The organism is Thermoactinomyces intermedius, assembly GCF_013912365.1.
In the GTDB taxonomy this organism is placed as follows: Bacteria; Bacillota; Bacilli; order Thermoactinomycetales; family Thermoactinomycetaceae; genus Thermoactinomyces; species Thermoactinomyces intermedius.
Genome location: NZ_JACETT010000033.1, coordinates 158,044 through 168,918, shown reverse-complemented (window position 1 = coordinate 168,918; position 10,875 = coordinate 158,044). Strand labels below are relative to the sequence as shown.

Annotated in this window: 8 protein-coding genes; 1 reads left to right on the top strand and 7 read right to left on the bottom strand. The window is 48.4% G+C overall.

Features of this window, described 5'->3' with window-relative positions; genetic code table 11:
- From H1R82_RS08445 to ccpN, 7 genes are all read right to left on the bottom strand, one after another.
- Positions 1–959 (bottom strand): AMP-binding protein (locus H1R82_RS08445; protein ID WP_181821642.1); only part of this gene is annotated, 959 nt, incomplete at its 3' end.
- Between the two features lie 16 nt (positions 960–975).
- Positions 976–2,115 carry an acyl-CoA dehydrogenase gene (locus tag H1R82_RS08440; RefSeq protein WP_181730925.1) on the bottom strand — a complete coding sequence of 380 codons (1,140 nt, stop codon included), beginning with the start codon at positions 2,113–2,115 and terminating at the stop codon, positions 976–978.
- Positions 2,116–2,318: 203 nt separating this feature from the next.
- Positions 2,319–3,401 (bottom strand): RNA polymerase sigma factor RpoD, encoded by a 1,083-nt coding sequence (gene rpoD, locus H1R82_RS08435; RefSeq protein ID WP_181731216.1) that lies wholly within the window; start codon positions 3,399–3,401, stop codon positions 2,319–2,321.
- Between the two features lie 56 nt (positions 3,402–3,457).
- Complete coding sequence (gene dnaG / locus H1R82_RS08430; protein ID WP_232333817.1) at positions 3,458–5,293, bottom strand: DNA primase; 1,836 nt, start codon at positions 5,291–5,293, stop codon at positions 3,458–3,460.
- A gap of 368 nt (positions 5,294–5,661) precedes the next feature.
- Entirely contained in the window at positions 5,662–8,307 is a 2,646-nt protein-coding gene (ppdK, locus tag H1R82_RS08425) for a pyruvate, phosphate dikinase (protein ID WP_181730927.1), read from the bottom strand.
- Positions 8,308–8,309: 2 nt separating this feature from the next.
- Positions 8,310–9,125 carry a pyruvate, water dikinase regulatory protein gene (locus H1R82_RS08420; RefSeq protein ID WP_181730928.1) on the bottom strand — a complete coding sequence of 272 codons (816 nt, stop codon included), beginning with the start codon at positions 9,123–9,125 and terminating at the stop codon, positions 8,310–8,312.
- 29 nt (positions 9,126–9,154) lie between these two features.
- Entirely contained in the window at positions 9,155–9,784 is a 630-nt protein-coding gene (gene ccpN, locus H1R82_RS08415; RefSeq protein ID WP_181731217.1) for a transcriptional regulator CcpN, read from the bottom strand.
- Positions 9,785–9,952: 168 nt separating this feature from the next.
- Between ccpN and H1R82_RS08410 the strand changes: the two genes are divergently transcribed.
- Entirely contained in the window at positions 9,953–10,861 is a 909-nt protein-coding gene (locus H1R82_RS08410; protein ID WP_181730929.1) for an IolE/MocC family protein, read from the top strand.
- Positions 10,862–10,875: the final 14 nt, after the last annotated feature.

Sequence of the window (10,875 nt, the reverse complement as noted above, 5' to 3'; positions counted from 1 at the left end):
GTTAAGGTATACTTCGTCCCGGCCATAATCCCCGTCCGCAAATGGGGGTACTTTTTCTTTCGGAAGGACGGGTGATTCAGTTCGGTAATAAACATGGTAGGCACACCGTGCAGGCCTGTACACTTTTCCTTTTCCACGATCTCCAGCACTTTTCCGGCATCAAAGGTGATCAAGGGAACCAAGGCCGCCCCGACACTGAACCCGGCAAGGGTGCCCAAGACGCACCCGAAGCAATGAAAAAAAGGCACCGGAATACAAAGGCGGTCTTTCTCCGTCAATTTCATGCACTCTGCAATATTGCGCCCGTTGTTGATGATATTGTGGTGAGACAGCATCACGCCTTTCGGAAATCCGGTGGTGCCGGACGTGTACTGCATGTTGATCACATCATCCGGATGCAAAGATGCCTGCCGGGCTTTGACTTCCTCTTCCCGGACCTCCCGCCCCATTTCAACAAGGTCCTTCCAGCAAAACATCCCGGGAGCCGGTTTGTCATCGAGCAGTATGACATTTTTTAATTTAGGCAATCTTTTGGATTTTAAACGGCCGGGCGGGCAATCTTTTAACTCCGGGCATATTTCATAAAGCATATCAACATAGGATATGCCTTTTACTTCCCTTTCCAAAATCAGCGTCTCCGTGTCCGATTGCTTCAGCAGATATTCCAGTTCGCGCACGCGGTAATTGGTGTTGACCGTAATCAAAACCACCCCGGTCATGCCGGTGGCAAATTGGGAAATCAACCATTCCGGTTGGTTTAAAGCCCAGATGGCCAGGTGGTGTCCTTTGCCCAGCCCCAGCTTGATCAATCCTTTGGCGGCTTCCATCACCTTTTCCTGAAAGTCCTCATAAGTCCAGCGAATGCCTTTTTCCGGATAAATCACCGCTTCTTTTTTCCCGTGCAGCTTCACTTGTTCGTCCAGCAAATCCCCCAGCGTGTAATGAACCAGTTCCGCCAAGATATGACCTCCCTTTTCAACAGCCGATTTCACGTGCAATGATATTGCGCTGAATCTCCGAGGTTCCTTCCCCGATCTCGGTCAATTTGGCATCGCGGAAATACCGCTCCACTTTATAATCGTGCATATATCCCCAGCCGCCGTGAATTTGCACCGCTTGATTGGCGACTTCCATGGCCACTTCCGAAGCAAACAATTTGCAGATGGAAGCTTCCTTGGTAAACCGTTTTCCCTGATCCTTCAACCAGGCAGCTTTATATACATAAGTCCGGGCCAATTCAATTTTCATGTGCATATCCGCCAATTTATGTTGAATCGCCTGAAACTTGGACAGGGATTGGCCAAATTGTTTCCGTTCTTTCGCATACTTCAAAGCCAATTCATAGGCCCCTTGCGCGATACCGACCGCCATGGCCCCGATTCCGATGCGGCCCCCGTCCAAAGTGATCAAAAACTGTTTAAACCCCTGTCCCCTTTCCCCCAGAATGTTTTCTTCCGGAACATGCACATCCTCCAAAACCAATTCGGTGGTATTGGAACTGTGTAACCCCAACTTCTCATAATGATCAAGCACTTGAAACCCGGGAGCATCCGTCGGAACGATAAACGCAGTGATTTCTTTGCGGTCCCCGGATTGACCGGTCACGGCGGTCAAGGCCAGATACTTTGCATAACTGGCATTGGTGATGAAACATTTGCTGCCGCTGATGACCCACTCGTCCCCTTTTTTGACGGCGCGGGTTTTGGTTCCTCCGGCATCGGAACCGGCATTGGGTTCAGTGAGTCCAAAAGCTCCCAGGGTCTTTCCTTCACACAACGGAACCAGATATTTCTCTTTTTGCTCTTTGGTTCCAAAGAGATAGAGTGGAGCACATCCCAATGAGATGTGAGCAGAATAAGTGATTCCGGTGGAAGCACAAACCCGGCTCAATTCCTCCACGGCAATGGCAAAGCTGATCGTGTCCGCACCCGCTCCCCCGTATTCTTCCGGAAAAGGCAACCCCATTAATTTAAGATTGGACATTTTCTGAAAAATATCCTTGGGAAAGCGCTTGCTTCGATCCCTTTCATCCGCTCCCGGCGCCACTTCTCCTTCGGCAAAGTCACGCATCAAAGATCGGATCATTTGTTGCTCGGATGTCAATTCGTAGTTCATGTTTCCCCACTCCTTCGGTCCGAATGACAGCGTTTTCATTTTTATTATAAATTTTTTTATTCTATTTATTCAATCATTTTCGGTTATTCGCCCCAAACCGGCCCAAAATTGTCCGAAACTTATTTGCAATGAGGGTTGAAAAGGGATAAAATTGAATCAACAAAAAAGAAACGCACCCGGTTGGGTGCGTCAAACCATCAAATTTATTCGAGGAAATCTTTTAAACGTTTGCTGCGGCTTGGATGACGCAATTTGCGAAGAGCTTTGGCTTCAATCTGGCGAATCCGTTCCCGAGTCACGCCAAAGACTTTCCCGACTTCTTCCAACGTGCGGGTGCGTCCATCATCCAATCCAAAACGTAAACGCAAAACATTTTCTTCCCGTTCCGACAAGGTATCCAACACATCTTTCAACTGTTCTTTCAACAACTCATAAGCCGCGGCATCCGCTGGTGCTTGTGCATCGTCATCCGGAATGAAATCGCCCAGATGGGAATCATCTTCTTCTCCGATCGGCGTTTCCAATGAAACCGGCTCTTGGGCAATTTTCATGATTTCCCGTACTTTTTCAGGGCTCAACCCCATTTCTTCGGCAATTTCTTCCGGTGTCGGCTCCCGGCCGAGTTCTTGCAACAATTGACGGGACACGCGAATCAATTTATTAATGGTTTCCACCATATGAACCGGGATCCGGATGGTGCGGGCCTGATCGGCAATGGCGCGGGTGATGGCTTGCCGGATCCACCAGGTTGCGTACGTGCTGAATTTAAATCCTTTACGGAAATCAAATTTTTCAACGGCTTTGATCAGCCCCATGTTTCCTTCCTGAATCAAGTCCAAAAACAACATTCCCCGTCCGACATACCGCTTGGCGATACTCACCACCAGGCGCAAGTTAGCTTCAGCCAGCCGCTGTTTGGCTTCCTCATCCCCCTGTTCAATCCGTTTCGCCAATTCGACTTCTTCTTCCGCAGTCAGCAAAGGAACACGGCCAATCTCTTTTAGGTACATCCGGACAGGGTCATTGATTTTGACTCCCGGCGGAACATTTAAATCATCATCCACAAACTCTTCGTCATCAACCTCGGTTTCATCAAAATCAGCGTCGTCTTCTTCATTGACCACTTCGATTCCCTGATCGTGCAGGTGTTCAAAAAACTCATCCATTTGTTGGGAACTTTGGTCGAAAGGAGACATTTTTTCCATGATCGTTTTATAAGATAAAACACCCTGCTTTTTGCCTTTTTCCACCAATTGTTCTTTGGCTTGATCCAAAGTTAGTTCCATTTCATTTTGTTTGTTCGCCAAGTTCCTTTCCTCCTCCTTTCTGATGAACTCGTTTCCTAAATCCGCATATGCAACTGATTACGCAACTGCGTAACTTCCTTTAACAACTTTGCGGCTTTGACGGGTTCATCAGCACGCGATAGTTGTTCAATCTGTCTCTCCTTTTCTTCAATCTGTTTCAGGAGAGGAACATCTCGTATATGGTGAACACAATCCCTCAATTCCTTTTCCGAAATCTCATCGGGCAACTCCATGAAAGCAAGTTTTGCCGCCACTGATTCCAGTTCGGGATCGGTCAAGGTACGGATAAAGGCCCCGGGATCTTCCGGACTGTCCCGGTCATAGTAAGAATAAAGATAAGCTGCCAAGACGGCATAAATTTCTGTATTGAAATCAGCTCCCAAATGGGTTTTTACCCATTCCGTCACTGATCTGCTTCTCATCATATGGGCAATCAGGTACATCTCCGATTTCTCGGCAATCGACCGGGGTTGGGCACCTCCGATCAAATGTTTGCCAATCTCCTGATACCCATTATTCCACTTGGAGCCATCTTTATCCCTTTTGCTTTTCTGCTTTATCCGCTTTGCTTTCCGCAGTTCATCTTTCAGGGCATCCAATGAAAGATGAAACTCTCCGGCCAACCGGCGAAGATAGTGATCCTGTTCAATGGCTTGAGGCAACCCGGCAATGACACCGACCGCTTCGGCCAAATATTTCATGCGTTCGTCTTCATCCTGCAAATCATATTTTTTCTTTAGGATTTCCAATTTAAATGCCGTTAATGGCATGGCCGCCGCCAAAATCTCTTCTTTAAACGCCGTTTTCCCGAACCGCCGGATGTATTCGTCCGGATCCAATCCCACGGGCATTTGCGCGACTTTGACCGTGCATCCTTCATTTTTTAACAGCTCGATTCCTCTGAAAGCCGCATTCTGACCGGCTTCATCGGAATCGTAACTCAAAATGACATGATCTGAATTTCTCTTCAGGATTCGTGCTTGGGTTTCGCTCAGAGCCGTTCCCAACGTCGCAACACCATTTAGAACCCCTGCCTGCCAGGCAGAGATCACATCCATGTATCCTTCAAACAGAACGGCTTTGGAATGTTTACGTATGTGAGAACGTGCACGATGAAGATTATATAAATGATTCCGTTTATGAAATAAGATTGTATCAGGACTGTTTAAATATTTCGGTTGTCCGTCTCCCAATGCCCGCCCGCCAAAGCCGATCACTTTTCCCTGGGCGTCATGAATCGGAAACATCAGGCGATGTCGAAAACGGTCATAATATTTTTTATTGTATCCTTGTTCACGCGATGTGATTAATCCAACTTTTTCGAGGATCTCTTCGGAAAACCCTCTTTTTTTAAGGAATGACAGCAGAAATTGAAAAGATGAAGGTGCATAACCAAGTTGAAACTCTTTGACAGCCTCCGGCTGAATTTCCCGTTGCTTGAGATATTCTCTGGCAATGCGGCCATACTTTGTGGAAAGGAGCACATAATGATACAACTTTGCAGCCAGATCGAGAGCTTTTCTCATTTGCCGGCGCATTTGTTCCTCTTCATCGGAAAGATCTTCCGCCACCGGCTTGGGAACCGGAATACCGGCTTGTTCAGCCAAATGCGTCACGGCTTCGACAAACGTGTATTGCTCCAGCTCCATGACAAATTTGATCACATCTCCGCCTTTGCCGCAACCGAAACAATAAAAAATCTGTTTATCAGGCGCGACTGAAAAGGAAGGAGTTTTCTCTGAATGAAAAGGGCACAATCCAAAATAATTCTTACCGCTTTTTTTCAGGGAAACGGTCTGTTCAATCACATCGACAATATCATACTCTTTTCTGACTTGGTCAATGACTTCATCAGGAATCCTTCCTTTCATATCCATCACTGCTTTCTAAAGAATTCCTAATAAAAGGTATGGATGGATTGATTCCCCTGCACGAATGTTAACTATTCGCCAACATTCGGCAAACTCCTCCTTCAATCCTCTTTTTATAAAATGGCAATATCTGCAAATAGTGCTGTGACCTTTCCCTATCCCCTTATTCTACATTAAAAATCGCTTCTCCTTCTACGTGCCTTCTTTTAAAAATCAGGAGGATAAAAAACCAGGGGAATGAATTCATCATCATATCATTGCATTTTATTATAATTTTGTAAAGAAATCTTTTTAAAGAAAAAATACCCAACGTGTGGGTATTTTTTTAAATAAATTTATTCTAGTACTACTTTCATATTCTTGCAAGCTTATTTCTCCAAAAGGACGGCTTGTGCGGCGGCAAGCCTGGCCAACGGAACCCGGAAGACTGAACAGCTGACATAATTCATCCCGACTTCATGGCAAAACCGGATGGATTCTTTTTCTCCGCCGTGCTCCCCGCAAATGCCGGTCTTTAAGGCAGGTTTTGTTTTTCTTCCTTTTTCCGTCCCGATGCGAACCAGCTGCCCGACACCTTCTATGTCAAGGCGGATGAACGGGTTATCCGGCAGGATTTTCTGATCCACATAGGTATGCAAGAATTTGCCTTCCGCATCATCCCGGCTGTAACCAAACGTCGTCTGGGTCAAATCATTGGTTCCGAACGAGAAGAAATCGGCTTCTTCCGCAATTTGGTCTGCCGTCAAGGCAGCTCTCGGAATCTCGATCATGGTCCCCACCTGATATGAAACGCTTACATTTTCATCGGCCATGACTTCTTCCGCCACTTGTTCAACCAAGGCACGCATCCGCTTCAATTCCTCCACATGCCCCACCAGCGGGATCATGATTTCCGGCTGTACCCGGATGCCTTCTTTGACGGATTCCACTGCCGCTTGGAAGATCGCTTCCGCCTGCATGCGGTAAATTTCAGGATGAATGATCCCCAGTCGGCATCCCCGGTGCCCAAGCATCGGGTTAAACTCATGGAGGGAACGCACTTTTTTCAGCAAATGTTCTTTTTGGCGATACGCTTCGGTGCCTTCCTGTCCGGCCACTTGCATTTTGGTGATTTCCACCAACAAGTCCTCCATATTCGGCAGGAACTCATGCAGCGGAGGGTCCAGCAACCGGATGTTGACCGGTAATCCGTCCATCGCCCGGAAAATTCCTTTAAAGTCTTCTTTCTGCATGGGCAAAAGTTCATCGAGGGCCTGTTGTCTTTCTTCCTGGTCATCGGCCAGAATCATCCGTTGCACGATCGGAATCCGTTTGGGATCCATAAACATATGCTCCGTGCGGCACAATCCGATTCCTTCCGCACCCAGTTCCCGTGCTTTTTCCGCATCTTCCGGATTATCGGCATTGGTGCGCACCTTCAGCCTTCTGATTTCATCCGCCCATTTCAGCAATTCCCGGAACTCGGGAGTCAATTCGGGATCCTTCATCGGAACTTCGCCGATAAACACTTGCCCGGTTCCTCCGTCGATGGACAAAACATCCCCTTCCCGGAGGGTCACATCCTCCACGGTCACCGTTTTTTGACGCAGATCGATTTTCAACTGTTCACATCCGCATACGCAGGCTTTTCCCATTCCCCTGGCGACCACGGCAGCATGGCTTGTCATCCCGCCGCGGCTTGTTAAAATTCCTTGTGCCGCCAAAACACCGTGAATATCTTCCGGCGTCGTTTCCGGCCGGACCAACAACACCCGTTTGCCCTCTTTGGCCCAGGCTTCCGCCGTGTCCGCGTCAAAAACAATTTGTCCGGAAGCCGCTCCGGGCGATGCGGGCAATCCTTTGGCCCATGCAGTCAACTTGGCATTGTGGTCGATCCGGCGGTGTAACATCTGTTCCAATTGTTCCGGTTCGACCCGCATCAGGGCCTCTTCGCGCGAGATGATTCCTTCCCCGGCCATCTGAACGGCAATTTTCACCGCGGCTTGCGAGGTTCTTTTGCCGGATCTCGTTTGCAGAATGTATAATTTTCTATTTTCAATCGTAAACTCAATATCCTGCATATCCCGGTAAGCGCTTTCCAATTGGTTGCAGATGCGGACCAACTGCTCATAAACATCCGGCATCTCTTTTTCCAGATCAGCGATCGGTTTGGGAGTGCGAATGCCGGCCACCACATCTTCCCCTTGCGCGTTAAACAAAAACTCTCCGTATAACTCTTTCTCCCCGCTGGAAGGGTTTCGGGTGAAGCAAACCCCCGTCCCTGATTCATTCCCCGTGTTCCCGAAGACCATGGTTTGCACATTGACGGCCGTTCCCAAATCATCCGGAATTCCGTTCATTTTCCGGTAAATTTTGGCCCGGTTGTTATTCCATGAAGAAAACACGGCCACAATGGCTTGTTTCAATTGCTCCATCGGCTCCTGGGGGAAAGGATGTTTGGTTTCCTTCCAAATCAATTCTTTAAACGCGCGAATCACTTCCTGCCAATCCTCTGCATCCAATCCGGTATCCAGTTCAACCCCTTTTTTCTCTTTCACCTTTTGGATGACTTGTTCAAATTTGTAATGATCCACGCCCAACACGACATCCCCGAACATTTGGATAAACCGACGGTAACAATCATAGGCAAAGCGGGGATTGCCGGTTTGTTCGGCCAGGCCGGCTGCCGTTTGGTCATTGAGCCCCAGATTCAAAATCGTATCCATCATGCCCGGCATGGAAAATTTGGCGCCAGAACGGACCGAGACCAGCAACGGGCGCTTGGGGTGGCCCAATTTTTTGCCGGTTTCTTGTTCCAGACCGGCTATCGCTTCTTTCACCTGTTCCATTAATTCTTCTTTTAACCCTTCCCCGCTTTTCAAAAAGTCATTGCACGCTTCGGTGGTAATGGTAAATCCAGGCGGAACGGGCAGACCGACTCGGGTCATGTCGGCCAGATTCGCCCCTTTTCCCCCCAACAAATCTTTCATGTCCCTGTTTCCTTCGTGAAACCGATAGACCTGTTTCAAACCCACGGCTATTGTCCTCCTTTTTGAATGATGTCCAGAATGAGATTTGCTGTTTCTTCCACGGCTTTGTTGGATACGTTAATCACCGGGCATCCCAGGCGGCGAATCACCCGTTCTGCATAATCCAGCTCCTCCAGGATCCGCTCCATGCTCGCATAGTTGGCACCGGAAGCCAGCCCCAATGCTTTCAGCCTTTCCGTCCGGATGTGATTCAATTGTTCCGGATCAATGGTCAGGCCGATAATGCGATGTGAGGGAACTTGCAGCAGTTCTTCCGGCGGTTCCACTTCCGGAACGAGCGGGACGTTGGCCACTTTAAAGCGCTTGTGGGCCAAATACATGGACAGCGGTGTTTTCGAGGTCCGGGAAACCCCCACCAAAATGACATCGGCTTTCAACAGGCCCCGCGGATCTTTGCCGTCATCATATTTCACGGCAAATTCGATCGCTTCCACTTTGCGGAAATAATCTTCGTCCAACTGATGGATCAGCCCCGGCTTGTATTTGGGTTCATGCTGAAACAGCTCAGACATGCCTTGAATCATCGGCCCCATGATATCCACATAAGGGACTTTTTTGCGTCCGGCCTCTTCAATCAGGAGCTTTTGCAATTCCGGAACCACCAAAGTAAAAGCAATCAGCGCATTTTCCTCTTTGGCGGCTTGTACCGTCTCCATGACGGTATCCGCATCGTTCACATAAGGGATGCGGCGGATTTCGATTTCTCCCCCGTTAAACTGGCTGGAAGCAGCTTTGACCACCAGTTCTGCTGTCTCTCCCACGGAATCGGAAACGACATATACGACTCGTTGTTTTTCTGACATATAAGGTCATACTCCCTCCCTTAATTTCTTCAAGGTTGTCCAAGCTCAACGAAAACTTTGACCAGCGTCGTCTTGCTGATCCGGCCGATCACTTCCAGTTGCTGTTCATCCCCGTCGATCGGGCGAACCACCGGCAAAGAATCCACTTCATGGCGCATCATCTGTTTCGCCGCATAGTAAAGGGTATCTTCCGGCTTGCAAGTGACGATATTCGGCATCCGGGTCATCACGACCCCGATGGGCATCGATTGCAAATCTTGCTTTCCCATCGCCGCCTGCAATAAGTCTTTCCGTGACACAACACCGACCAGATTGCCTTCTTTTTTTATTACGTAGAGCGAACCGACATCTTCCAAAAACATGGTACAAATCCCGTCATAAACCGATGTGTGTTCCTGTACGACCACCGGGCGGGATTTGTAATCTTTCACCTGCAAATGGCGGATATGTTCCCCCATCAGTTGGTTCGCGGTCTTTCCCGAGTAAAAATAGCCGACACGCGGTCTGGCTTCAAGAAAACCGGCCATGGTCAAGATGGCCAGATCGGGCCGCAATGTGGCTCTGGTTAAGTGAAGTTTGTCGGCGATATGTTCTCCTGTAATCGGACCCTCTTCCTTGACAATCTCCAGGATTTTCTCTTGACGCTTTGTGAGCTCGATTTTTTCACACCTCCCGTGAAAGCCTTGCTTTTATTAATTGTGACATACTTTTGATCAAAAATCCATGTTTAGTATATAACATTTTTCATTCTTTTTACCAGTGTAATTTTTATTGCTTTTTGAGTTAACATAAGGGTAGATTTGAAACCCGATGATGGAGGACACACCATGTTATTCAACCATCCGATTGCAGTCAGTTGTTCGTGTGATTATTCTTGTTTTCATCATGCCAAAGCCCGTGATGTACGGTACATTGAAGTTCAACTTCCTGAAAAACCCTTTGACCCCGGCCAATTCCGGGACATGATCAGCACCGGCGGACTCCGGCCCGTCGCTTTTCGGATGCCGCCTTCCGCAGGGCTTGGAACGGGGAAATTCAACCCCGGAGACTGGGAAAAATGGCTCCATCTCTTGCATCAATCCACTGATGAAGAAGGACGCCGCCTCATCTGCAGCGGCCGGAAAGTTCCGCTCGGCATCATCTTTGAATACTTGGATCGTCACCCCGCCGACTTTTCCGCACTGCAAGATTTCAAAGATCAATATGTGAAAACCATCGCATCCCAACTGGAAGAGATTCAAAAACTCTGCCGTCCCCTTGGGTTTGAACTGTATTTGGAAAATGCCCCGATGGGGGGAGAACATTACTTTGAACCGGGACGCGCCGATTTATACCCGGCTCTGCGAACCCCCTGCCATTTGCTGGAAATCGCCGAAAACACGGGTGTGCGCCTTTGTTTTGACACCGCCAACGCCTGCATCACGTCCAATGTGCTCACCTACATGCACCGGTCCCGGAGTATGTTTGCAGGGGCAACCGAGCAAGAAATCACCCATGCAACCAACAATTGGGTGGATTTTTATCAACAGATCCAACACCATGTGGGATTGGTCCGCCTTTCTTATGCTCACAGCTGGGGGGACACCAAAACCACGCATCACATCCCGTTCCCTCCGTCTGCTTACGGGGAATTGATTGAATTTGCCGAGCGGATCCGGGAGGAAACCCCGGTCATTCTTCCGGGGGAATATTTGGAGGAAATGATCCAAACCCTCCATCATTTGAAAAAAAGCTGAGCAAAAAAAGAAAC

Excerpts from the sequence above, each read along its gene's own strand:
- H1R82_RS08440 (WP_181730925.1), bottom strand. The coding sequence starts at position 2,115 with ATGAACTACGAATTGACATCCGAGCAACAAATGATCCGATCTTTGATG.
- rpoD (WP_181731216.1), bottom strand. The coding sequence starts at position 3,401 with ATGGAACTAACTTTGGATCAAGCCAAAGAACAATTGGTGGAAAAAGGC.
- dnaG (WP_232333817.1), bottom strand. The coding sequence starts at position 5,293 with ATGAAAGGAAGGATTCCTGATGAAGTCATTGACCAAGTCAGAAAAGAG.
- H1R82_RS08420 (WP_181730928.1), bottom strand. The coding sequence starts at position 9,125 with ATGTCAGAAAAACAACGAGTCGTATATGTCGTTTCCGATTCCGTGGGA.
- H1R82_RS08410 (WP_181730929.1), top strand. The coding sequence starts at position 9,953 with ATGTTATTCAACCATCCGATTGCAGTCAGTTGTTCGTGTGATTATTCT.